This is a genomic window from Paraburkholderia fungorum, assembly GCF_046027215.1.
GTDB lineage: Bacteria > Pseudomonadota > Gammaproteobacteria > Burkholderiales > Burkholderiaceae > Paraburkholderia > Paraburkholderia fungorum_D.
The window spans coordinates 963,908-986,933 of sequence record NZ_JAQQEN010000001.1; the positions used below are offsets into that span (position 1 = coordinate 963,908).

Sequence of the window (23,026 nt, forward strand, 5' to 3'; positions counted from 1 at the left end):
TGAGTCTGGGTGAGTCTGGGTGAGTCTGTGCACATGGGCGCGGGCTGGCGAGGCCTACAGCATGGCGCCGTAGGCGAGCCACAGTCCGCACACCACGGCGACCGTTCCGTACACCACATACACTGGCGCCTTGAGCTTTGCGAAGCACATGCCGGAGAAGAGCGCGGTCACCAGATATTCCGGCTTGAACGGCACGTGCCCCGCAATGCGCAGGACGGCCACCGCAAGAAACGCCGTCGTGACCGCGCGCAGTATCCGCATGCCATGCTCGAATCGCGCATTGGCCTTCAACTGATGCAGGTGACGCTGCGCGAGCACCACCAGGCAGCCCGATGGCACGAACAGCGCGAGCGTGGCGATCAGCGCGCCCACCCAGCCGTCCACCAGATAACCGAAGAACGGCACCACGTTCAGCAACGGTCCGGGCGATAAAGGCGACAGCGAAAATGCCAGCGTGAAGTCGTTGTCCGAGACGCCGATCGCCGGCGTGACGAAGAGCGTCTTGAGCACCGGTAACGCCGAGAAGCCGCCCCCAAACAGTGTCATGCCCGCACCTGCGAGGCGCGGCCACAGCAGCGCCAGTTCATAGCGATGCGGCAACGGCAGCGCGAACAGCGCCAGCAGAACGCACAAGGCGGCCAGCAATTGCCAGTCGCCGCGCCCCATCGAGACGGCGATGCGCGTATTGCGAACCGGGCTCACGAACCAGCCCGTGCCGAAAGCCGTCCCGAGCATCACCACATAGGCTGCGGGACTGCGTGCATAGAAGAGCGCCACGCAGCCCAGCACCGCCGCGATCCATTCGAGCTTGCCGCGCACCAGCGCGCGCGTCTGTTTGTACCAGGTGATCGCGATCAGCGTGGCCAGCACCACGCTGAAGTGATTGAGCAGGGTTTGCGATGCGACGGCGCGTACGAGCGGTGTGCGATAGAAGATCGCGAATAGCGTCATCAGCATGAAGAAGGGCAGTACGCTCGCCGCGCCCGCTACCCAGGCGCCGGCGCGTCCGCGCAACGCATGTCCCAGTTGCACGGCCACATTGCAGCCGACTGGCCCAGGCACCATCCAGGCGAGCGCAATCAGATCGGAAAACGCGACGCGCGAGAGCCGGCCCTCGCGTTCGACATAGTGGTTTTCAAGCTGCGCCATGAGCGCGAGGCCACCCCACGACAGCGCCGACAGGCCGAACACGACCCGGAACAGCGTCCATAGCGGTTCCCGGTTTCCTCGTCTGGCAGCATCTTGGCTCGTGATTGTCTGCATGGCGCCGCGAGCGCCCGGCATGCAGGCACTCGCCCTTTGGGGGCATTGTTGTATTGGCGCGGCCGGCGGCCGGCATCGCACTGTGACGTAGTACAGCGTGAATGTAGCCGTTTTCGCGTGGCTGTAGTTGGATTAGCGGGCGGCAAGCCTCCCATGGGCGATATGTGGCCGCGTATGCATCATCCGTGTGTCACAAACCACGATCGGGCTCATGCCAAACCGCATTCGCCGAGCGGATTGCGCACTCAGCTGTTGGTGCTCGCGCTGGTGCTGGAGACGGTGCTTGCGGTGGCGCTGGCGCCTTCGATACCGCGCGTGGCGTGGCGCTGCTCCGGCATGCCACATACACCGAAGCGGTCCAGCAGCGTTGGGATGGCCTCGACCGGCACCGGACGCGAGAACAGGAAACCTTGTGCCTCGATATGACCGAGCGCGGCCAGCCACGCAATCTGCTCTTCCGTTTCGGTGCCTTCCACCACTACCGTGAGCCCGAGCGAGCGGGCCAGATTGACGATTGCCGTGACCATCACGCAGACGCTGCGGTCGCCGGGAATGGCCTGGATGAACGAGCGGTCTACTTTCAGTGTGTCGACCGAGAAGCGGTTCAGGTACGACAGCGACGAATAGCCGGTGCCGAAGTCGTCGAGCGCGATCCGCACGCCGAGGCGTTTGAGCGCGAAGATTTTCTCGGAGACGAGTTCGGGATATTCCATCATCGCCGTCTCGGTGATCTCCAGTTCAAGGCGGCGCGCGGAGATTCCGCTTTCCTCGATGGCGTGCGAAATGGTTTCGTACAGATCGCCGCGCCAGAACTGCACCGCCGAGATGTTGACCGCCAGCGACAGCGTGTCGTATCCCTGCTGCTGCCAGAGCGCGAGCTGACGGCAAGCGGTCTCGATCACGAAGTCGCCGATCGGGACGATCAGGCCGGTGGATTCGGCAACCGGAATGAATTCGTTAGCCGGAATCAAACCGTGCTGCGGATGATTCCAGCGCACCAGTGCTTCGAAGCCGGTGATGCAACGGCGCGTCAGATCGATCTTCGGCTGATAGGCGAGAAAGAGTTGCCCTTCGGCGAGCGCGACGCGCAGTTGCTGCTCCCACTTCATCAGATGGTCCGCGCGATGCGACAGTTGCGGCGAATAAAACTGGTAGCAGTTCTTGCCCGCGTCCTTCGCGCTGTACATCGCCAGGTCGGCTTTTTTCAGCAGGTCGATCTCGCTTTCGTTCGCGACCGAATAGAGCGCTATGCCGATGCTCGCGTGCAGCACGAACGAACTGCCGCGTACTTCGAAAGGCTTGGCAAATGCGTCGGCTGCAGCTTCGGCCAGTGTGACGGCGCGCTTCTCGACATCGTCGCCCTTGATGACGACCACGAATTCGTCGCCGCCGATGCGGCTCAACGTCCCGCCTTCGCCCACCGCGGTGGCGAGTCGCGAGGCCGTCATTTGCAGCACGATGTCGCCGGCGTTGTGGCCGAGCGTGTCGTTGACGGTCTTGAAGTTGTCGAGGTCGATGAAGAGAATCGCGAGGCGCCCGAGATTGGCCGGCTGCGTCACGTCGTGCCGCAAACTCTGCAGTGTTGCGTAGCGATTGCGCAAGCCGGTCAGCAGGTCGTATTCGACCAGATGCGTCATCTCGCGCTCGCGGCCGAGCAGCTTGCCGATCAAACCGGTGGCGACGGCGAAGAAGCTCAGCATCGCGAGCGAGATAAAGCCCGCCATCAGCAGATAGACGTTGCGCGTGTGGTTGTAGTCGGCGAATTCCTCGGCTTGCGAGAGGCCGACCAGCACGCCGAGCGGATAGCCGTCGATATGCCGGTACGACACGATGCGCGTGACGTTGTCGATCGAATCGACGTACGTGCCCGACACGTGCTCCGAGGTCGGATACGTGCCGCTCGCCGTGAATGTGCCGCTGGCGGTATCGGTGTTGCCGGTGCGCCGCGCGAGCACGGTGCCGTTGTCCGAGATCACCGCGATCACGCCATCGCGACCAATGGCCGCATTGTTGTAGAAGTCGGTGGTGAAATAGCTCGGGTCTTCGGAAACCACCACGACGCCCGCGAACGAGCCGTCGGGATGATTCAGACGCCGCGTCATCTGCAAGGTCCAGTGGCCGGACACCCGGCCGAGCACAGGCTTGCTGATATACAACTGGTCGTCGTTTTCGTGTTCGTGGACCTTGAAGTGCTCGCGGTCGGACAGGTCGATACGCTTGGGATTCAACTCGGCCGTGTTGGCAATCAGCGTGCCGTGCTCGTCGATCAGCGACACCTGCACCAATGTTTCGCTCTGCACAACGCCTTTTTCCACCGTGCTGGCAAGATCGAAATGATTCGGAGTCTTCTCGAATTCGTATTTAACGAAGCGCGTAATCTGGTCGACCTGGTGAATCGCCTTGACCGTGTGCTGCTCCAGCGCCGCGGAGAGAATCGCGGCAGAGGCCATGGCTTCACGATTCGTGGCTTCTTTCTCGACCGAGAGGCGCGCGAAGATCACTGTCCAAAGCAGGATCAGCACCAGCACGCCGAGCGCTGGAATGGCGAGCAAAGCGCGGCGGCGCGATACGGCGGGATCGCGCCGAGGTTTGCCTTCGCGCCGGTCGGAGAAGCGGGGCTGGCTCATCGGATGGCCCGTGCCCTGGTGCCGGCCAGTTGCAACTGCGCGAGCGTTGACTGCGCTGATTTCATGAGTGGCTGCATGGTGACCAAGGCGCCGGGACTGCTGCGCAGGGGAGAGAGCGTGGCGTCGTGCCTGACCGTCGGCGGGTCGTCGGGTACGTTTTCGATATTACTGAATGCCACTGGATTAAGGAAGGGTCCGCGCATCGGGTATACGCGGGCGCGACAGCGCGCCGCGTCCGGCTGGTTTCGCAGTTCGTGTGGCCAGCTGTGGACTCGAGGCCTCGCCGTCGGTTTCGGGTATTTCATCGGGATTCGCTGGTGTGCTCATTCCGGCATTCAGGTGTGCCAGGCCTCTGGCAAGCCTCCCGGCATGCGCTGCGCATTAGTCGTGTAAACGATGCGGCGGTTTGCGGTTAAGCGTGGCAGGAAGAGGCATGGCACGGATCCTGACCGGCGCGAGGCGCGTCCTCGCTGTTGTATAAGCAAGGGTCGCGCGGTTCAGCGCGGCCGGAACGTGCCATTGACGATCGTCTCTACGCAAAGCCGTAGTCAGCTTGGAGTTCCAGTGCGTGACGGGCTGCATGTGGCGTGTATCGGGTGCGTCGGCGTCGCACCTGACCGCAAGCGGATTGCCCTTGAACGGCACCGACGTCAACACGTCGACTTGTTTAAAACGAACAGTGTGGGCGGGCATCGGGTGGAGTTCGGCGAATCCAGCAGCGTGATAGGGTTCGCGGATTCTAACTGGGGATCCGGGAACGATCCACCTCGCCACAAATGCAGAACGCGCCGCAGGTGCGAGACACCTTGCGACGCGTTCAAACCAGCTTGCCGGCTGGCCCGGCAACAATGCTTATTCGACTTCGGCGATCATCTCGATCTCGACGCATGCGCCGAGCGGAATTTGCGCCACGCCGAATGCCGAGCGCGCATGCTTGCCGCGTTCACCGAATACATCGGCAACCAGTTCGGACGCGCCGTTGGTCACGAGATGCTGCTCGGTGAATTCGAGCGTCGAGTTGACGAGGCTCATCAGCTTGACGATGCGGGTGACGCGGTTCAGATCGCCCACGTGCGCGTGCAGCGTGGCAAGCAGGTCGATTGCGATCGAGCGTGCGGCGGCTTTGCCTTCTTCGGTAGTGAGGGTGGCGCCGAGCTTGCCGGCCCACACCTTGCCGTCTTTCTTCGCGATGTGACCGGAGAGGTACACCGTATTGCCGCTTTGTGCGCTCATCACATAGGCTGCTGCCGGTGCGCCTGCGTTCGGCAATTCGATGCCGAGTTCCTTGAGCTTGTCGTAAACATTCGTTTGGGCCATTTTGTGTCCTCGTTTCAGTAGTGGAATCGGTGGCGCGGAGGCCTCAGACCTTCGCGCGGATCAGCGCGGCGAGGCGCGCTACGCCTTCGTCGATCTTGGCCGGCGGCACCGTGACGAACGACAGGCGCAACGTGTTGTGTTGCGCTTCGTTCGCGAAGAACGGACCACCCGGCACAAACGCGACATTCTGCGCGACGGCTTCTTCGAGCAGTTTCATGCTGTCGATCTGCGCGGGCAGATTCACCCACACGAACATGCCGCCTTCCGGGCGGTTCCAGCTTACGCCTTCGGGCATATAGCGTTCGAGCGACGCCAGCATGGCCGCGCATTGATCGCGATAGAGCTCGCGAATGGTCGGCACGTGGGTGTCGAGGAAGCCGTCCTTGATCACTTCGTAGACGATGCGCTGCGTGAAGCTCGGCGTGTGCAGATCGGTAGCCTGCTTGGCCTGCACGAGTTTGAAGATCAGCTCTTCGGGCGCGATGATGTAGCCGACCCGCAGGCCCGGCGCCAGCACCTTCGAGAACGAGCCGAGATGGACGATGTGATCCGGCGCCATCGACAGCATGGTCGGCAGCGGTTCGCCGGCATAGTCGAGCGCACCGTACGGATCGTCTTCGATCACCGGGAATGGAGCGGTCTTTGCAAACGCGGCAAGCGCGCGGCGGCGTTCGACTGGCAGGCGGCGGCCCGTCGGATTCTGGAAGTTCGGCTGCGCGTACAGCAGGCGCGCGCCGGCGGTCAGTTCGGCTGTCAGCGCTTCGGGAATCAGGCCCTGTTCGTCGGTCGGCACCTGCACATAGCGCGGCTCGTACATGGAGAACGATTGCAATGCGCCGAGGTAAGTCGGGGTTTCCACCAACACCGGGCTATCCGGGCACACCAGCACTTTGCCGAGCAGATCGAGGGCCTGCTGCGAGCCGGTCGTGATCAGCACCTGGCTGGGGCGGATCTGCGCGCCGTTGACGGAATAGCGTTGCGCAATCCATTCGCGCAGCGGCAGATAGCCTTCCGTCGCACTGTATTGCAGCGCGGCGGCGGGTGAATCGCGCAGGATACGGTCGGACGCTTCGCGCATGCGCTCGGCCGGGAAGGTGGCCGGCGAGGGCAGGCCGCCGGCGAACGAAATGACTTCGGGCCGTTCCGTGACTTTCAGGATCTCGCGGATCGCCGAGCTCGTGAGCTTGCGTGCGCGTTCGGACAGTTGCCACGTGGGGGCTTTCAAGTCGCTTTGGTCCATGGTCTCCTCTGCTGGTGTGTCTGGAACCGGTCAAAACTTCAATTATCGCGCGAGTCTGCGACCCGCGCGCGCTGCTTATTTAAGGGTCCGTAGACCATTGGGCGTATCAAACTCTGCGACCAGCGCCGCGGCGCCTTCCGTGGACTGCAGGTCGAGCAGATGGGCCGCACCCAGCCACTGCAGTTGCGCGGCCACCGTGTCAGCCTGCGGATGCACGGCTTTCAAGGCTTTTAGCGCGATGCCCGTGTCCGGCAGGACCGCCGACGGATGCAGCGGCGTATCCCACTGGATCAGCGACGGCAGCACGCCGTCACCGACGCCTTGCCACGAAGGGAACGCGCCGTCGTCAGGCACTGTCAGGCCCCACGTGAAATCGCCGCGCGTCATCGGCACGACCGGCGGGATGCGCTGCGGATACTGCGTTTGCCATGTTGCGAGGTGCTTGGGCCGCTCGACGCGCGCAGCCCAATGCGACAGATACGGCCCTTTTTCGAGCCGCGCCTGCATGGCTGGATCGTCGAGGGCGAACAGACGGGCGCGCGGTGCGGCGCCGTCGGCCGGTTCGGCGGCTTGTGGATCGATCGCGAGCACTTCCAGATACACCCCGGCCCACAGGTTCAGCAGGCGGTTGTGCGTGCGCATCAGCGGATGGGCACCGCCGCCGGCCGGTGCGACGCCGAGGGTGTCGGCGACGTACTGGGTGCCCTCGTCGAGGGTGCGAGCGGAAATCACGAGGTGATCGAGACGGAGCGAATGAGCGGTCATGGGCGGATCGAGGACACGGTTTCTGCGGTAAGCCAGGGCACGGCAGGGCGCGGCGCTATTGCCGCCGGGAGTGTAAGCATAACCGTTTGCCGGGTCGGCGGGCCAGGTGGACGGGGCGGGGCGGGTTGTCCCACCTCGTCCGGTTGCGCCCGTTCGCGGGTCGGCGGCGCGCGAGGCGCCTCATCATCCGCTGCCTATCTTCAAATGTAGCGGCGGGCACCGGCACAGTAACGGTACAATCGTTTCGATACTGTTCGGTACAGTTGGAGCCCCGTTATGTCCTTCCCACTTGCCCAGATTCCCACTCCGCACGACACCGCATCGCTGACGCTAGTCGAGCAGCTGGTCCAGTGGGCGCGCCGCCGCATCGAGGAGCGGGTGTTCCGGCCGGGCATGCGCATGCCGTCGATCCGCAAGCTCGCGCTGGATAAGGGCGTGTCGCGCTTCACCGTGGTCGAAGCCTATGAGCGGCTGGTGGCGCAAGGTTATCTGGAGTCACGGCGCGGTTCCGGGTTCTATGTGCGCGAACGGATGGGGGCGGCACCAACCGCCGAGGTTGTCCCGCTGACCGTTCAGGCCGCGCCCGCGCCGGCCAATATCGATGTCGTCTGGTTACTGCGCAATATGCTGCATACCGGCGCGCGTCCCGAGCGCAGTCCGGGGCTCGGCTACCTGCCGGGACGCTGGCTCGACGGCGATCTGATCACCAACGCGCTGCGCACGCTCGGCCGGCAAAGCGGCGCGCAGATGCTCGGCATCGGCACACCACTGGGCTTTCTGCCGCTGCGCCAGCAGTTGCAGACGCGGCTGGAGGAGCTGGAAATCGGCGTTTCCCCGGATCAGATCGTGATGGTTTCGGGCATCACCCAGGCGATCGACCTGATTTCGCGCATCTATGTGAAGCCGGGCGATGCCGTGATCGTCGGCGATCCGGCGTGGTTTCAGATGTTCGGGCGCTTCGCGTCGCAGGGCGCGCGGCTGGTCGGCATGCCCTACACACCGGAGGGCCCCGATCTGGATGCGCTCGAGGCGTTGGTGCAAACCTGGCGCCCGAAAATGCTGGTGATCAATTCGGTGCTGCAAAATCCCACCGGCACGTCGCTCACGCCCGCCCAGGCGTTCCGCATTCTCCGCCTCGCGGAAGCCTATGACTTCATCGTCGTCGAAGACGATGTTTACGGCGATCTGTGTCCGCCGAGCTATCCGGGCACACGCCTCGCGAGCCTCGACCAGCTCAAGCGCGTGATTTACCTCGGCAGCTTTTCAAAGACGCTGGCGCCCAATCTGCGCGTGGGCTTCATCGCCTGCGCGCCGGAGGTGGCCACGGCCGTCAGCGATCAGAAAATGCTGGTCGGCATGACCAGCCCTGAGTTGAACGAGCGCGTGCTCTACAAGATTCTCACCGAGGGCCACTACCGTCGCCATGTGGAGCGGCTGCGCGGTCGGCTCGACACCGTGCGCGACAAAGCCGTGCGGATGCTGGAGAAGACCGGCCTGAAACTGTTTCTGACGCCCGCGGCGGGTATGTTCGTGTGGGCCGACACGGGCGTCGACGCCGACGGGCTGGCCGCCGCCGGCCATGAAGCCGGCTTTTTGCTGACGCCGGGCAGCCTGTTCTCGCCGCAGCAATCGCCGACCACCTGGATGCGCTTCAATATCGCCAACTGCGGCGATCCGGAGCTGTCGGCGTTCCTGTGCCGTTATCTGGATAGCGTCGCGCGTCGCGCCTCTTGAAAAGACGCCTGCGCGTCCCCAGCTAGCCGGACGATCCGCCGCGCCGCCCGCCCCCTTGGTGTGCGTCGTGCCCGACCCGAATTAACCGCAACAGAGAGGAAGTCCGACCATGGCACAAGAAACCATGAGCTTTCAGGCAGAAGTGAAACAGCTTCTGCACCTGATGATCCATTCGCTGTACAGCAACAAGGAAATTTTTCTGCGTGAGCTGATTTCGAACGCGTCCGACGCGGCCGACAAGCTGCGCTTCGAAGCAATCGAAAATAGCGCGTTGTACGAGAACGACTCGAATCTGCGGATTCGCGTGTCGTACGACAAAGCCGCGCGTACCGTGACGATCGACGACAACGGCATCGGCATGAGCCGCGACGAAGCGATTGCCAACCTCGGCACGATCGCGCGCTCGGGCACCAAGGAATTCTTCGGCAAGCTCTCCGGCGACCAGCAGAAAGATGCGGCGCTGATCGGCCAGTTCGGCGTGGGCTTCTACTCGGGCTTTATCGTCGCGGACAAGATCACGGTCGAAACGCGCCGTGCGGGTTTGCCGGCGGCAGACGGCGTGCGCTGGGAAAGCGCGGGCGAGGGTGACTTCGCGGTGGAGCAGATCGAGCGCGCCGCGCGCGGTACCACCATTACGCTCCATCTGCGTGCCGATGAAGACGACCTGCTGTCGTCGCATCGTTTGAAGGCGATCATTCAGAAGTATTCGGACCACGTCGCGCTGCCCATCCTGATGGCCAAGGAAGAGTGGGACGCCGAAAAGAGCGAGATGGTCACGAAGGACGAGGACGAGACCGTCAATCAGGCAAGCGCGCTGTGGACCCGTTCGAAGAACGACATCACGGAAGAGCAGTACAAGCAGTTCTATCAGCACCTCTCGCACGACCATCAGGATCCGCTCAGCTGGACGCACAACCGCGTGGAAGGCCGCAGCGAATACACGCAACTGCTGTACGTGCCCACGCACGCGCCGTTCGACATGTGGAACCGCGATCATCGCGGCGGTCTGAAGCTGTACGTGAAGCGTGTGTTCATCATGGACGATGCCGAGCAACTGTTGCCCGCGTATCTGCGTTTCGTGAAGGGCGTGGTCGATTCGAGCGATCTGCCGCTGAACGTGTCGCGTGAAATTCTGCAGGAAAGCCGCGATGTGAAGGCCATCCGCGAAGGCGTGACCAAGCGTTCACTGTCGATGCTGGAAGAACTGGCCAATTCGGAAGTCGACGCCGAGAAGGAAAAGTACGCCGGTTTCTGGAAGGAATTCGGCCAGGTGCTGAAGGAAGGCATCGGCGAAGACTTCGCCAATCGCGAGCGCATTGCCAAGCTGGTGCGCTTTGCGTCGACCCATACGGAGTCGCCTGAGCAGACCGTGTCGCTCGCCGACTACGTCGCGCGGATGAAGCCTGAGCAGACCAAAATCTATTACGTGACCGCCGACACCTGGCAGGCCGCCACCCACAGCCCGCATCTGGAAGTGTTCCGCAAGAAGGGCGTGGAAGTGTTGCTGCTGACCGATCGTGTCGACGAATGGATGCTGTCGTTCCTGAACGAATTCGACGGCAAGCCGCTGCAAAGCGTCGCGCGCGGCGATCTCGACCTGGGTGCGCTGAACGACGAAGAAAAACAGGCGCAGGAAAAGGTTGGCGAGGAGTTCAAGCCGCTCGTCGAGAAGATGAAGGAAGCGCTGAAAGATAAGGCCAAAGACGTGCGCCTGACGTTCCGCCTGACCGATTCGCCGTCGTGCCTCGTGGCCGACGACGGCGAAATGAGTGGTTACCTGCAGCGCATGCTGAAGGCCGCGGGGCAGCAGGCGCCGGCGATGCACCCGATTCTCGAAGTGAATCCGGAGCACGCGCTGGTGAAGGGCTTGCACGCGGACAGCGCGAACTTCGACGACTGGTGCCACCTGCTGTTCGATCAGGCATTGCTGGCTGAAGGTGGCGCGTTGGAAGACCCCGCGAGCTTTGTGAAGCGCACGAATGCGCTGCTGCTGACGCGCGCCGGTTGAGCGTGATGAGCTAGCGTCGTGTTGACGCTTGTGGCTGGTTGAAAAATGCGCTGCTTCGGCAGCGCATTTTTTTGCCGGCGCACAGTGCGGTACCTTACTTTTGCATTGGCCTGTGCCGCATCAACTGCCTCTTGCCGATAACTTAATGCGCCGCACTCGTGCCGTGCAGATGACGCACTTGCGAAAGCACGGAGCCAGCCAGTTCTTTCGCTTCCATGCACGAATGATGATCGGCTAGAACTTTCGCCGCGAGACTACCCATGGCGGTGCTGGTTTGTTTCGCCGTGTGATGTTGCGCGAGCGCCGATCCGGCCAGTTCCTTTTCCTGATGCGAGACGCCGGCTTTGCGTAAAACCACGGCGGCCAGATGCGCGATGCGGTCGGATGTTTCTTTTGTGTTGGTGCTGGTCAAAGTTCGACTCCTGGTGATTGGTTGGAGATCAGCGCGATGCATTCGGGTCAAAAAAACGTCGGCTGAAAAATAATTATGGTTAACTAAATAAAACTATTCAACGACCATATATCGAGATGGATTTGTGAGATGTAAAAGCACGGTTTTATCTTATTCTTGCGCTTCCGGAATTCGGATGATTAAGGGATTTACTTTCAGTCTCTAAGCCATACACGTACCGAATCTTATTTATGCGATTGCCGATCGCTGATTACCGATTGCCGAGTCGCGAAACCTCTCTCTATTGCCATGTCCGAATCCACCGTAGTGCAACCTGCTGATCCTCTACACCTTCTATGGTCGATCCTGCGTGAGCAGGGTTTTGATGCTGCTGAACAACGTGCCGTCGAACTGGCCGAAAAGGGCGTGACGCCGCAATTGCACGCTGACTTGTGCGCGAGCGTGGGACGTTTCGAGGCGGCTTACCACAGCGCATCCCAGGCGGCGGACGGCGCGAACGGTGTGCGCCATGCGCGCCTCGCGTTATTCGCCGACGCGCTCGGCGATACGCGCGCTGCCCGGCACAACAGTGAACTGGCCGTTGGCATTCAGTCGGCCGAAGCGTCGCTTGCATGGATTGTCTGGCTGATCAATCACTGCGGTGCTCATTCAGCGGCGGCGCATATGTTGCGCGCCTATGAGCAGCATGCCCCGCGCGACGCGCGGGCGCCCTGGTGGCTGGCGATTTCGCTGTCGGCGCAGGCCGGGGCGAACGGGGCCGCTGAGCGGCGTGGGGCGTTATTGCGCGCATACGCGCTTGATCCGGCGATCGATCCCGCGCTGCCGTTGCAGCTTGTGCTGGCCTTTCGCGAGGTCCGCGATTGGGACACGGTGGAGCGTGTGTGTCGCGAGATGCTGGCACGCGATCCCGCCGATGCCGAGATGGCCTGGCAATTGAGCCATGCGCAGTGGCAGTGTAACGATGCCGCTGCGGCGGAGGCGACCATGCGTGCCGTCGGTGCTGTCTCGCCCGGCAATGCCGCCGTGCTGGCCGCGATCGGCATGTACCTCGGTGAGCAGGCGCGGTACGGGGAGAGTGAAGCGGAACTGCAAGCGTCGCTGGCGTTGGACCCTTCGGCGACGCAAGCGGCCGTCGATCTGGCCGATCTGGAGTTGCGGCGCGGCGAGTGGACGCGCGCGTGGCCGCGCTTCGAGGCGCGTCTCAAGCGAGAGGACCGCGAAGCCAACAACGTCGTGACGGTGATGGCGCGATTGGGTCCACGCTGGCGGGGCGAGCCGCTTGCCGGCAAGACGCTGATGGTGCACAGCGAGCAGGGTCACGGTGACGACATCCAGATGGTCCGTTTCGTGCCCGAGCTGGCCGCACGGGTGCGCGACGAAGGTGGACGTCTCGTGCTGGCGGTGCGTCGGCCGTTGCAGGCGCTCTTTGCTCGCTTTTACGCGGACTGCGTGGCGATCGAAGACGGCGCGCTCGGCAAGCCACACTATGGCCTGCCAATGATGAGCATGCCGCTCGTGCTGGGTCTGCAACCGGAACAGGTCCGAGGCACGCCGTATCTGTGGACCGACGCGAAGCATGTGACGGCGTGGCGCCAGCGCGTGAGCGCAGTTGGCGAGGGCAATGCGCCGTTGCATGTCGGTCTGGTGTGGAGCGGCAGCCCGGGGCACCGGCGCGATGCAAAGCGTTCTATTCCGCTCGCGGAGCTGGCGCCTGTGCTGGCGCTACCCAAGGTCGTATTTCATCCGCTGACGCCTGGCCGCGGCGCCGATGTGGCGGCGCTGACCGCACAGGGTTATCGCGTGCGCGATCTGACTGCGCAATACGAAGCCGGCTTCGACGACGTCGCCGCGCATCTTTGCGCGCTCGATGCGCTGCTGACGATCGATAGCGCGCCGTTGCATCTGGGCGGCGCGCTGGGACTACCGGTGCTGGCCATGCTCGATCACGTGTCGCACTGGTCGTGGGGCAATGAGACGCAGCCGTGGTACGACTCGGTCGAGCTGTTCAGGCAACCGCGCCCCGGTGATTGGGCATCGGTCGTCGAACGAGTGGCCGCGCGTTTGCTGGCAATGTCAAAAGCGGGTTAAGAAAAATGCCGTTCATCGCGCGATGAGCGAGACCTGCGCATGCAAAAACGCCCGCTCGATGCGGGCGTTATTTGAATCAGGCTGTGAAACCCTCTGCGCCTGCTATTTACCCATCAACGTATCCATCGTTTCGCCGCGCACGACAATCTCGGTGCGGCGGTTCAGCGTGCGGCCTTCGGGCGTGTCGTTGCTCGCCACCGGGTTGTTATACGCATTGCCCTTGGTGCGGATGCGATCCAGCGCTACGCCGCGCTCCACGAGCGCATAACCGACTGCGGTGGCACGCGATTCCGAGAGCTTCTGGTTATAGTCGAGCGTGCCGACATTGTCCGTATAGCCTTCGACCAGAACGGCTTTTTTGCTGCGTTTGAGCAGCACGGCCGAGCGGCTCAGCACCGCGACCGCGTCACCGCGCACGGCGGACTGGCCGAACTCGAAGAGTGCGGTTTCGGGCAGCCTGACGGAGACGCCATCAGTTACCGGCGCCACCTCGATGCCAACCGCCTTGTTAAGCGCCGTTTCCTTGTCGCGGTTCAGCGGGGCCGCGCAACCGGCCATCAGCACGACCGACATGGCGCAGGTTGTTGCGCTTAGGAACTTTGTCATCTTTCTTCTTTCTCCTTGGTTATCTCATCACATGGTCCGCACTTGCACGCACCGGCGGACCGCCGGCTTTTTAGTGCGCAATCTTTTTAGCGTGACCAGCAAGGGAAATAGAATCGGAACTGTCCGAAAGCGGGCGCCGGAGCGCGACCTGGCCGTCGCGCGCAGGGTGCGCGGGCAATCGCCTGACGGCGTCACCGCTATAATCCGACACCATGTCTACACGTTTCGATGCCGCCGACGCCCACTGGCGCGTCGCACCTTTGCCCGCTTTTAGCGCCGACCAGAAAGACTGGCTGACCCGTGGCGGTTCGCTGACCGCGCATCTGCGTGCGCTCGGCACGGTTGCAGTGCGCGTGACGCGCGAAGCCGTCGCCTTGCCGTGGTCCGACGAGCATGCCGCGCTCGGCATGGCGCCGCGCGCGCCCGCGTGGGTTCGGGAGGTGGTGTTGTCGGTGGATGGCGTGCCGTTTGTCGCGGCGCACAGCGTTGCGCCATTGGCGGCGAGCATCGGCGTGTGGCAAGCCACGCGACGGCTGCGCACGCGGCCGCTCGCCGAGTTGCTCTATAGCGATAGCAGCGTTGCCCGTTCGTCGCTGGTGAGTTGCAGGGTGACGCCGCGTCATCCGCTGTACCGATTGGCCGCGCGCGAGATTGGTGGCGTGTGGCCGCACGCGCTGGTTGCGCGGCGGTCGGTGTTCGAGCGCCACGGCGCGCCGCTGATGGTGACCGAATGCATGTTGCCCGCGCTGTGGCGGCATCTGGCGTCCGCCGGGCGCACAGGGTCCGCTCATGAACCGCAGCGCACTCATATGCGCGAACACGGACGGCCGCTCGAGCACACGGCCTCGCGCGCTCATGCCGCGCCGCGAACCGAGCAGGCGCACTCCGCTGACGGCCACACGCGTGACAGCGCGCACGAGTCCGGACCGGACCGCCAGGCGAGCCGCTGATGTTGCGCGGCTTTCCTCCCGTCGTCGCAGCGGATACGCATACGCTGATTCTCGGCAGCTTTCCCGGCGAGGCTTCGCTCGTGGCAACGCAGTACTACGCGCATCCGCGTAACCAGTTCTGGCGTCTGCTTGGCACCGTGCTCGACGAACCGCTCGCCGAACTCGCGTACGAAGAGCGGTTGCGGCGCGTCCTTGCGCACGGCATCGGCGTGTGGGACGTGCTCGCGGCGTGCACGCGCGAAGGCAGCCTCGACGCCGCGATCCGCAATGCCAGCCCCAACGATTTCGCTTCGCTGCGCGCGCATGCGCCCGAGCTTGCCAAAGTCTGCTTCAATGGCAAGACGGCGGGCCGCTTCGCGCCGGTGATCGGGGAGGCCGGCTACGCCACCCTCGTATTGCCTTCGTCGAGTCCGGCGAATGCTATGCTCTCGTTCGACCAAAAATTGCGTCTCTGGCGCGACATCCTTACATGACGAAATTGATCAAGCGCGCTTCGGCTGAAGCACGTGCATTCCGCAACCATGACGCTGACGCCGCCGGCAGCAAGCTCGGCAAACAGAAAGCAGTGCGCAGCAAAAATCGCGCATCGCACGACGACGATCTGCACGACGCGCCGCAAATCGAAGCGCCGCGCAAACCGCGTTTTGCACCGGTCACGTTCTCGGAAGAGGGCGGCGTGCGCTTTCTGCATTTCGGCACGGAATGGGTGCAGGGTGCGATGCGTCTGCGCAAGCCGGATCACATCGAGCTCGAATACGCGCAGCAGATGATGGCCTGGCTGCTGTTCATCGAAACACCCAGGCGTATCGTTCAACTCGGTCTCGGCGCCGCGGCGCTGACCAAGTTCGCCTACCGCTTCCTGAAGGGCGCGAAGGTCGAGGCAGTCGAACTGAATCCGGCGGTCGTGGTGGCCGCGCGCACGATGTTCGAATTGCCGCACGACGACGCGCGCCTGACCGTGCACGAAACCGACGCATGGGACTTCGTCAACGACCGGGCCAACCACGGCACCATCGGCGCATTGCAAATCGACGTCTACGACGCCACCGCGCGCGGCCCGGTGCTCGACAGCGTCGGCTTCTACCGCGCAGTGCGCGCGTGCCTGACCGACGCGGGCGTGGTGACGGTGAACCTGTTCGGCGATCATCCGAGTTTCGTGCGCAACATGAAGCGTCTGAACGAAGCGTTCGACGGCCGTGTGGTCGCGCTGCCGGAAGTGCACGACGGCAACCGCATCGCGATCGCGTTCTCGGGTCCGGCGCTCGACGTGCCGTTCACGGCGCTGCAAGCGCGAGCGAAGCTGATCGAAGCGGAACTCGGCTTGCCGGCTCGCAAGTGGATCAAGGGTCTGCAGGAATCGACCGGGCAGAAGGGCGCTTCGTTCTCGATCTGACCGCGCATGAGTCGGGCCGTGCAATGCGGTTCGACTCAAAGCAGCGCATCAGCCTTTACCAGCTTTGCCGCTGCCGTTGCGCCCGCGCGACGGTCAACGAGGCTGCAACCCAGCGCGCATCGAAGCGTCGATCCAGTCAGCCGCCCGAGTCGGCTCAGCCCGCCAGCCATCGCCCAGCCCAAGCGCAGGCCCATTGCGCACCGGGCTTCCCGCGCCTCGCAAAACATCGTTGCGCCGGCATCAGAAGCACCGTCCCGCATCGGGTCGTCCCTGCTTGACCGCACGTTCGCGGCTCCTATACTCTTTCGAAGCTTTCGGGGCGCCCGTGGCTATGAGCGGGGCGACCACCCGCTCTGGGATCCACCATCCGTGAACCCACGGGCCAACATTTCAATAATAGGGAAGAGGAGACGTCATGGCTCACGACGCCGACGCGAACAAAGCCAGCAAGCACTGGCTCTGGTTGCTGCTGTTGCCCTGGATCGCAATGATCTGGGTGCCGTCATATAACAAGGTCGAACCGCAACTGTTCGATTTTCCGTTTTTCTACTGGTATCAGCTGCTGTGGGTGCTGATCAGCGCCGTCATCACGGCGCTCGTGTACTTCAAAACCAAGACCCGCTCATCGGGCAGCTCGCAAGGGGGCGCACGCTAATGAACGCCACCGCAACTTTTGTCTTCGTCCTGTTTTTTATCGGCGTCACGATTCTCGGCTTCGTCGCGGCGCATTGGCGCAAGGGCGACCTGGCCCATCTGGAAGAGTGGGGTCTCGGCGGCCGGCGCTTTGGCACCGTCGTCACGTGGTTCCTGCTGGGGGGTGACCTGTACACCGCCTACACCTTCATCGCCGTGCCGGCGCTGGTGTTCGGCGCGGGCGCGACGGGCTTCTTCGCGCTGCCGTACACGATCCTGATCTATCCGTTCGCGTTCGTCGTGTTCCCGAAACTGTGGAGCATCGCCAAACGTCAAGGCTACGTGACCTCGGCCGACTTTGTGTCCGCCCGCTACGGCAGCCGCATGCTGGCACTGGCGGTCGCCGTGACCGGTATCGTCGCGACGATGCCGTACATCGCGCTGCAGCTGGTCGGTATCGAAGTGGTGATCGGCGCGCTCGGCTTCGACACCAAGGGCTTCGTCGGCGATCTGCCGCTGATCATCGCGTTCGCGATTCTCGCGGCATACACGTACACCTCGGGCTTGCGCGCGCCGGCCATGATCGCGGTCGTCAAGGACGTCCTGATCTATATCGTGATCTTTGCCGCGATCATCGTGATTCCGCCGCAACTGGGTGGCTTCGGTCACATCTTCAGCATCGTGCCGCCGGCCAAGCTGCTGCTGAAGGCGCCGGATGTGTCGAGCCTGAACGGCTACAGCGCCTATGCGACGCTCGCGGTGGGTTCTGCGCTCGCGCTGTTCCTGTACCCGCACTCGATCACGGCGGTGCTGTCGTCGAAGTCGGGTAACACGATCCGCCGCAATATGGCCATGCTGCCGGCTTACTCGCTGGTGCTCGGTCTGCTCGCGCTGCTGGGCTTCATGGCATTGGCCTCGGGCGTGAAGGACATGCCGGAATTCGCGCCGTACTTCAAGGCGTTCGGCCCGAACTTCGCGGTGCCGGCACTGTTCCTGCACTTCTTCCCGTCGTGGTTCGTCGGCGTGGCGTTCGCGGCGATCGGTATCGGCGCGCTGGTGCCGGCGGCGATCATGTCGATCGCGGCTGCGAACCTGTACACGCGCAACATCCACAAGGAGTTCGTGAACCGCAATATGTCGCACGAGCAGGAGACCAATGTCGCCAAGCTGGTGTCGCTGATCGTCAAGGTCGGCGCGGTGGCGTTCATTCTTGGCCTGCCGCTCACGTACGCGATCCAGCTGCAACTGCTGGGCGGGATCTGGATCATCCAGACGCTGCCGGCCATCGTGCTGGGTCTGTACACGCGCGTGCTCGACTATCGCGGCCTGCTGATCGGCTGGGCGGTCGGCATTGCAACCGGCACGTGGATGGCGATTTCGCTCAAGCTGGCGGGCTCGATCTTCACGATCCACCTGTTCGGTATGGCGATCCCGGGCTACGCGGCGGTGTGGTCGCTGATCGTCAACCTGGTGGTGTCGGTGGTGGTGAGTCTGCTGGTGCGCGCGTTCGGCATGCAGCGTGCCGAAGACCGCACCCGTCCGGAAGATTACCTGGACGCGGTCGAAGGCTAACCAGCCGCTTGCCCTCGCTCTGAAAAGTAGCGCCCGCAGACGAAAGTCTGCGGGCGTTTGTCTTTATGGGGCACTCCAGGGCACGATAGCGGAACTGTCCTTCCAAGGGGGCGTCGCGCCGCCATGGCTTCTGCCGATTCCCATACCGTGATTGCCCGCCGCTCGGCCATCAGCCGCATGGTGCGCGCGATTACGTCGCCGTACTACCGCTATCGGCACGCGAAGGTATTGCATAGTCTGCGCGTCGGCCTTGCGATGCTGGTGTCGATTCTCGCGACCACCGGCATCGATATTCCGCATGGCATCTGGTCGTCGGTGACGCTGCTGGTGGTGATCGGCGGCCTCCAGCACCACGGCAATATCCGCAAGAAAGCCGCCGAGCGGGCGGCGGGGACGCTGCTCGGCGCGTCGATCGGTCTTGTGCTGATCCTGTCGCAGAACCTGACCGGCTCGCTGCCGCTCACGTACGTGCTGATGTCGATTGTCGCGGCGATCTGCGCATGGTTTGCGATCGGCTCGTCCGGCTATATCGGGCTGTTGACGGCGATCACCATGTGTATTGTCGCGGGCCATGGCGACAATCAGATCGATGTCGGCCTGTGGCGCACGCTGAACGTGCTGATCGGTATCGTGATCGCGCTGGCGTTTTCGTTCGCATTGCCGCTGCACGCAACCTATTCGTGGCGCTACGGACTCGCCGACAATCTGCGCGAATGCGCGCGGATCTACACCCGCCTGCTGGACGGCGAAACGTGCAGCGAGGAAGAGCAGGTCAAGCGCTTTCTGCAAATCAACAAGCGGCTGGTGCAATTGCGGGCGCTGATGCCCTCGGTGGCGAAAGAGATCGATGTGCCGGCGGCGCGGCTCGAAGAGATCCAGCGACTGCACCGCTCCGTGCTCAGTTCGCTGGAATTGCTCGCAACCGGCCCGCTGATGCGCGCCGACGCCGCTTCGCGCGCGGCGTTCGCGCAGGCCTGCGGCGTCGAGGTGCGCGCCGTGCGCGGCCTCATGCTGGCGATAGCGCGTGCGCTGCGGTTTGCCCGTGCGACGCATCTGGTCATTCCCGCCGCGTCGCCGCTCGCCGGGGCGAACCCCGACGCGGTGTCCAAACTGCCGCCCGACTTGCAGGGGCCTTACTGGCTTGGGCAGCGTCTGGCCGAGCAGGTGGACCGGCTGCGCGCCTTGCTGCTGGAAACCGAGCCCAACTGGAACATCGAGCAGCATCCAGGAACGTTGCTGCAGGTTTAGGGCGGCGCGCTCGTGTGTGACTGGCCGACCTCGGTTACCGTCAACCGAGCCGCCCCGCGTGACAGGCTCACGCCTCTTCCGGCACTGTCACCATCCAGCCCAGACCAAAGCGGTCCACCACCATGCCGAAGCCTTTGCTCCAGAAGGTGGCCTGAAACGGCAGCATGACCTGTCCGCCATCGGCGAGCGCATTGAAGTATTGCTCGGCCGATGCCGCGTCGTCGGCTGTCAGCGACAGGCTGAAGCCGTTCATCGGGCCTGCTGCGGGGTCGCAATGGCCGTCGGACGCCATCCAGACCGTCGAGCCGAGCTTGATGGCCGCGTGCATGATCTTGTCTTCCGTGCCGGGGCGCATCTGGGCTTGCGCATCGGGCGGCGCGTCCTTGTAGCGCATCTGGAACGTGACTTCGGCGCCGAGCTTCTCGCCATAATATTTGAGCGCTTCTTCGCAACGGCCATTGAAAAATACGTAAGGTTGAACGTACATGATCGTCTCCCGGAATGTGGATCAGCGGCGCCGCACGCCTTTGGCAAAGGGCGAAAGGGCGGGCGCGCAGACGATTGTAGTCGCCCGTTGCGACAGCGATTGTGACTTTATGTTGAACGGCGAGGGCCGCGCCGGAGCCCGTCGCAAAGGCGCCCGGTAAACGGCGCGCGGCCCTGAACCGTCAGGATCAGGGCCGCGTGACTGGACGCAGGCGCAGGCGTAGACGCTGGTTGTTAGCGCAGCGCTTCGATCAGCTTTTCCAGCTTGACGGCGTCCGCGGCGAACGCGCGGATGCCTTCGGCGAGTTTTTCTGTCGCCATGGCTTCATCGTTGACGAGGAAACGGAACGACGACTCGTCGACCGGCACGCGTTCGATGTCGGCACCCGAACTGGCATCCGGCGACAGCTTGCGCTCGACCTTCTCGGTGCTGTCCTGCAGCTTTTGCAGCAGATCCGGGCTGATGGTCAGCAGATCGCAGCCGGCCAGTTCCAGAATCTGACCCGGCGTACGGAAGCTCGCGCCCATCACCTCGGTCTTGTAGCCGAACTTCTTGTAATACGCATAGATGCGGCGCACCGACTTGACGCCCGGATCGTTGGCGCCGCCGTCTTTCGCTTCGTCCCACGCGCTGCCGGCGTTTTTCTTGTACCAGTCGTAGATGCGGCCGACGAACGGCGAGATCAGCTGCGCGCCTGCCTCGGCACAGGCGGCCGCCTGGGCGAGCGAGAACAGCAGCGTCATGTTGCAGTGGATGCCTTCCTTCTGCAGCACTTCGGCCGCGCGAACGCCTTCCCACGTGGAGGCCAGCTTGATCAGCACGCGTTCCCGGCCGATGCCATGGTCTTTGTACAGCGCGATCAGTTCACGGCCCTTGGCGATCGAAGCCTGGGTATCGAACGACAGGCGCGCGTCGACTTCGGTCGACACACGGCCCGGAATGATCTTGAGAATCTCCGTGCCGAACGCGATCAGCAACTGGTCGATGATCGCGGCGACCGGCTTCGACGCGTGCGCTTTCACGGTCTTTTCGAGCAGCGGACGATAATCGTCTTTCTGCACGGCCTTCAGAATCAGCGACGGATTGGTGGTCGCATCCCGCGGCTTGTACTGGGCGAGCTGCTGGAAGTCGCCGGTATCGGCCACGACGGTGGTGTATTGCTTGAGTTGATCGAGTGCGGTTGTCATGTTCAGGCCTTCAGGGCGCGCGCGCCATGGTTCAGGAGAAATGAGGTCGCCGCCGGACTGAAACGGCAGATCAGCACCGGCGGCCGCGGGTCACGCTGCAGCATTCGCCCGCCATGTTGCCGGGAAACGCTGCCGGATGCTTCTATTCTATGGCGGATCGCCTGCTGCAGTATTGACAGTTGTCCCCGGCAATCCGTTCATACGCATTTCCGAGGGCGGTTTCCCGCCTGCGGCGTCAGGCGCGCCGCGCGTTCAGCACGAGTTGCGTCAGCACGCCCGCCACCAGTCCCCAGAAGGCCGAGCCGATCGACAGGAGGGTAAGGCCGGAGGCGGTCACCATGAACGTTACCAGCGCGGCTTCACGCTGTCGCAGATCCTGCATGGCGTTGGCGAGGCCGCTCATGATCGAGCCGAACAGCGCGAGTGCCGCGACGGAGACGACCAGCGCCTTCGGCAGGGCCGCGAACAGCGCAGCGATAGTCGCGCCGAAAATCCCGGCGATCAGATAGAAAATCCCGCACCAGACGGCCGCGGTGTAGCGTTTGTCACGGTTTTCGTGGGCTTCCGGGCCGGTGCAGATCGCCGCCGTAATCGCCGCAAGATTGATGCCGTGCGAGCCGAACGGTGCGAGCAGCAGCGAAGCGATGCCAGTTGTCGAAATGAGTGGCGCGGACGGCGTGGTGTAGCCGTCCGCGCGTAGCACGGCAATGCCCGGCACGTTTTGCGACGCCATCGCCACCACGAACAGCGGAACGCCGATACTGATGCTGGCCGCCACCGAGAAGGCCGGCATCGTGAACACCGGATGCGCCAGCGCGACGTGAAACCGGCTGAAATCGAGCAGGCCGAGGCCACCGGCCGCCGCCGTGCCGACGATCAAGGTCGTCACGATCGCATAGCGCGGCGCGAGACGTTTGACGATCAGGTAGGTGAAGAACATCGTCAGGACGAGCGCAGTCTGGAATTGCGCCGCGCGGAAAATCTCAATGCCGATCTCGAACAGAATCCCGGCCAGCAAGGCCGACGCGATGCCCGCGGGGATTTTCTTCATCAGCGTGTCGAACCAGCCGGTCAGGCCGACCACCGTAAGCAGCACCGCGCAGACGATAAAAGCGCCAATCGCCTCCGCATAAGCCACGTGCGGCAGCGACGACACCAGCAGCGCCGCGCCTGGCGTCGACCACGCGATCACGATCGGCGCGCGAAACCGCAGCGACAGGCCGATGGTGCACACCGCCATGCCGATCGAGAGCGCCCAGATCCACGACGAAATCTGCGCATCGGTCAGATGCGCGGCCTGACCCGCCTGAAACATCAGCACGAGCGAGCTGGTGTAACCCGTCATCATCGCGACGAAGCCGGCGACGATGGCGGACAGGGAGGTGTCGGCAAACGGTTTGAGGCGCCCGGCGTGCGCGCTGGAAGGGGACAACTCGGGCGAAGAAGACGGGTTCATGCCAATGCTTTCTTATAGTTGGAAGTGAAACGTGAGCGGA

The 23,026-nt window shown here is 63.4% G+C and carries 19 protein-coding genes and 1 pseudogene; 9 read left to right on the forward strand and 11 right to left on the reverse strand.

Annotation, left to right across the window (positions count from 1 at the left end):
• Positions 1-54: 54 nt before the first annotated feature.
• The 6 genes and pseudogenes from PQR27_RS04335 to PQR27_RS04360 form a co-directional block, all read right to left on the reverse strand.
• The gene (locus PQR27_RS04335) at positions 55-1,263 is read right to left on the reverse strand and encodes a chromate transporter (protein ID WP_408522488.1); all 1,209 of its coding nucleotides are present in this window, start codon (positions 1,261-1,263) and stop codon (positions 55-57) included.
• A gap of 245 nt (positions 1,264-1,508) precedes the next feature.
• Positions 1,509-3,890, reverse strand: coding sequence for a bifunctional diguanylate cyclase/phosphodiesterase (locus PQR27_RS04340; RefSeq protein ID WP_408522489.1), 2,382 nt, complete (start codon positions 3,888-3,890; stop codon positions 1,509-1,511).
• A gap of 593 nt (positions 3,891-4,483) precedes the next feature.
• Positions 4,484-4,583 (reverse strand): annotated as a pseudogene (locus PQR27_RS04345) (PhzF family phenazine biosynthesis protein); the annotation flags it as partial.
• 159 nt (positions 4,584-4,742) lie between these two features.
• On the reverse strand, positions 4,743-5,207 hold the full coding sequence (locus tag PQR27_RS04350; protein ID WP_408522490.1) for a RidA family protein: 465 nt from the start codon (positions 5,205-5,207) through the stop codon (positions 4,743-4,745).
• Positions 5,208-5,250: 43 nt separating this feature from the next.
• Positions 5,251-6,447 carry an aminotransferase-like domain-containing protein gene (locus tag PQR27_RS04355; protein ID WP_408522492.1) on the reverse strand — a complete coding sequence of 399 codons (1,197 nt, stop codon included), beginning with the start codon at positions 6,445-6,447 and terminating at the stop codon, positions 5,251-5,253.
• A 75-nt stretch (positions 6,448-6,522) separates the two neighbouring features.
• Positions 6,523-7,212 (reverse strand): VOC family protein, encoded by a 690-nt coding sequence (locus PQR27_RS04360; protein WP_408522493.1) that lies wholly within the window; start codon positions 7,210-7,212, stop codon positions 6,523-6,525.
• Between the two features lie 276 nt (positions 7,213-7,488).
• On the opposite strand from PQR27_RS04360, the gene PQR27_RS04365 reads away from it, so the two are divergent.
• Entirely contained in the window at positions 7,489-8,946 is a 1,458-nt protein-coding gene (locus tag PQR27_RS04365) for an aminotransferase-like domain-containing protein (RefSeq protein WP_408522495.1), read from the forward strand.
• Positions 8,947-9,055: 109 nt separating this feature from the next.
• Positions 9,056-10,954, forward strand: a complete 1,899-nt coding sequence (htpG, locus tag PQR27_RS04370) for a molecular chaperone HtpG (RefSeq protein WP_408522496.1) — start codon at positions 9,056-9,058, stop codon at positions 10,952-10,954.
• Positions 10,955-11,096: 142 nt separating this feature from the next.
• Here htpG and PQR27_RS04375 read toward each other — a convergent pair whose 3' ends face one another.
• On the reverse strand, positions 11,097-11,366 hold the full coding sequence (locus tag PQR27_RS04375; RefSeq protein ID WP_408522497.1) for a hypothetical protein: 270 nt from the start codon (positions 11,364-11,366) through the stop codon (positions 11,097-11,099).
• A 288-nt stretch (positions 11,367-11,654) separates the two neighbouring features.
• Here PQR27_RS04375 and PQR27_RS04380 point away from each other — a divergent pair, with 288 nt between their 5' ends.
• The gene (locus PQR27_RS04380) at positions 11,655-13,454 is read left to right on the forward strand and encodes a hypothetical protein (protein ID WP_408522498.1); all 1,800 of its coding nucleotides are present in this window, start codon (positions 11,655-11,657) and stop codon (positions 13,452-13,454) included.
• Positions 13,455-13,556: 102 nt separating this feature from the next.
• Here the strand turns inward: PQR27_RS04380 and PQR27_RS04385 are convergent, their stop codons facing one another.
• Complete coding sequence (locus PQR27_RS04385; protein WP_408522500.1) at positions 13,557-14,060, reverse strand: OmpA family protein; 504 nt, start codon at positions 14,058-14,060, stop codon at positions 13,557-13,559.
• Between the two features lie 212 nt (positions 14,061-14,272).
• Here PQR27_RS04385 and PQR27_RS04390 point away from each other — a divergent pair, with 212 nt between their 5' ends.
• The 6 genes from PQR27_RS04390 to PQR27_RS04415 all read left to right on the forward strand — a co-directional run bounded on the left by PQR27_RS04390 (position 14,273) and on the right by PQR27_RS04415 (position 19,856).
• Complete coding sequence (locus PQR27_RS04390) at positions 14,273-15,010, forward strand: chorismate--pyruvate lyase family protein (RefSeq protein ID WP_408522501.1); 738 nt, start codon at positions 14,273-14,275, stop codon at positions 15,008-15,010.
• Complete coding sequence (locus tag PQR27_RS04395; RefSeq protein ID WP_408522502.1) at positions 15,010-15,483, forward strand: DNA-deoxyinosine glycosylase; 474 nt, start codon at positions 15,010-15,012, stop codon at positions 15,481-15,483. Before PQR27_RS04390 ends, PQR27_RS04395 begins: the two co-directional genes overlap by 1 nt.
• Positions 15,480-16,403: a class I SAM-dependent methyltransferase gene (locus PQR27_RS04400; protein WP_408522503.1), complete on the forward strand. Its 924-nt coding sequence runs from the start codon at positions 15,480-15,482 to the stop codon at positions 16,401-16,403. Before PQR27_RS04395 ends, PQR27_RS04400 begins: the two co-directional genes overlap by 4 nt.
• Positions 16,404-16,818: 415 nt before the next feature.
• Positions 16,819-17,058: a DUF3311 domain-containing protein gene (locus PQR27_RS04405; protein ID WP_408522504.1), complete on the forward strand. Its 240-nt coding sequence runs from the start codon at positions 16,819-16,821 to the stop codon at positions 17,056-17,058.
• The gene (gene mctP, locus PQR27_RS04410; protein ID WP_408522505.1) at positions 17,058-18,608 is read left to right on the forward strand and encodes a monocarboxylate uptake permease MctP; all 1,551 of its coding nucleotides are present in this window, start codon (positions 17,058-17,060) and stop codon (positions 18,606-18,608) included. The genes PQR27_RS04405 and mctP overlap by 1 nt, the downstream gene beginning before the upstream one ends.
• Before the next feature lie 123 nt (positions 18,609-18,731).
• On the forward strand, positions 18,732-19,856 hold the full coding sequence (locus PQR27_RS04415; RefSeq protein WP_408522506.1) for an FUSC family protein: 1,125 nt from the start codon (positions 18,732-18,734) through the stop codon (positions 19,854-19,856).
• Positions 19,857-19,923: 67 nt separating this feature from the next.
• On the opposite strand, the gene PQR27_RS04420 is transcribed toward PQR27_RS04415, so the two are convergent.
• From PQR27_RS04420 to PQR27_RS04430, 3 genes are all read right to left on the reverse strand, one after another.
• Positions 19,924-20,343: a VOC family protein gene (locus PQR27_RS04420; RefSeq protein ID WP_408522507.1), complete on the reverse strand. Its 420-nt coding sequence runs from the start codon at positions 20,341-20,343 to the stop codon at positions 19,924-19,926.
• Positions 20,344-20,576: 233 nt separating this feature from the next.
• Positions 20,577-21,530 carry a transaldolase gene (gene tal / locus PQR27_RS04425; RefSeq protein ID WP_408522508.1) on the reverse strand — a complete coding sequence of 318 codons (954 nt, stop codon included), beginning with the start codon at positions 21,528-21,530 and terminating at the stop codon, positions 20,577-20,579.
• 235 nt (positions 21,531-21,765) lie between these two features.
• On the reverse strand, positions 21,766-22,986 hold the full coding sequence (locus PQR27_RS04430; protein WP_408522509.1) for a benzoate/H(+) symporter BenE family transporter: 1,221 nt from the start codon (positions 22,984-22,986) through the stop codon (positions 21,766-21,768).
• Positions 22,987-23,026 lie beyond the last annotated feature (40 nt).

Coding starts and splice junctions, on each gene's coding strand:
- PQR27_RS04335 (WP_408522488.1), bottom strand. CDS start 1,263: ATGCAGACAATCACGAGCCAAGATGCTGCCAGACGAGGAAACCGGGAA.
- PQR27_RS04340 (WP_408522489.1), bottom strand. CDS start 3,890: ATGAGCCAGCCCCGCTTCTCCGACCGGCGCGAAGGCAAACCTCGGCGC.
- PQR27_RS04350 (WP_408522490.1), bottom strand. CDS start 5,207: ATGGCCCAAACGAATGTTTACGACAAGCTCAAGGAACTCGGCATCGAA.
- PQR27_RS04355 (WP_408522492.1), bottom strand. CDS start 6,447: ATGGACCAAAGCGACTTGAAAGCCCCCACGTGGCAACTGTCCGAACGC.
- PQR27_RS04360 (WP_408522493.1), bottom strand. CDS start 7,212: ATGACCGCTCATTCGCTCCGTCTCGATCACCTCGTGATTTCCGCTCGC.
- PQR27_RS04365 (WP_408522495.1), top strand. CDS start 7,489: ATGTCCTTCCCACTTGCCCAGATTCCCACTCCGCACGACACCGCATCG.
- htpG (WP_408522496.1), top strand. CDS start 9,056: ATGGCACAAGAAACCATGAGCTTTCAGGCAGAAGTGAAACAGCTTCTG.
- PQR27_RS04380 (WP_408522498.1), top strand. CDS start 11,655: ATGTCCGAATCCACCGTAGTGCAACCTGCTGATCCTCTACACCTTCTA.
- PQR27_RS04385 (WP_408522500.1), bottom strand. CDS start 14,060: ATGACAAAGTTCCTAAGCGCAACAACCTGCGCCATGTCGGTCGTGCTG.
- PQR27_RS04390 (WP_408522501.1), top strand. CDS start 14,273: ATGTCTACACGTTTCGATGCCGCCGACGCCCACTGGCGCGTCGCACCT.
- PQR27_RS04395 (WP_408522502.1), top strand. CDS start 15,010: ATGTTGCGCGGCTTTCCTCCCGTCGTCGCAGCGGATACGCATACGCTG.
- PQR27_RS04400 (WP_408522503.1), top strand. CDS start 15,480: ATGACGAAATTGATCAAGCGCGCTTCGGCTGAAGCACGTGCATTCCGC.
- PQR27_RS04405 (WP_408522504.1), top strand. CDS start 16,819: ATGGCTCACGACGCCGACGCGAACAAAGCCAGCAAGCACTGGCTCTGG.
- mctP (WP_408522505.1), top strand. CDS start 17,058: ATGAACGCCACCGCAACTTTTGTCTTCGTCCTGTTTTTTATCGGCGTC.
- PQR27_RS04415 (WP_408522506.1), top strand. CDS start 18,732: ATGGCTTCTGCCGATTCCCATACCGTGATTGCCCGCCGCTCGGCCATC.
- PQR27_RS04420 (WP_408522507.1), bottom strand. CDS start 20,343: ATGTACGTTCAACCTTACGTATTTTTCAATGGCCGTTGCGAAGAAGCG.
- tal (WP_408522508.1), bottom strand. CDS start 21,530: ATGACAACCGCACTCGATCAACTCAAGCAATACACCACCGTCGTGGCC.
- PQR27_RS04430 (WP_408522509.1), bottom strand. CDS start 22,986: ATGAACCCGTCTTCTTCGCCCGAGTTGTCCCCTTCCAGCGCGCACGCC.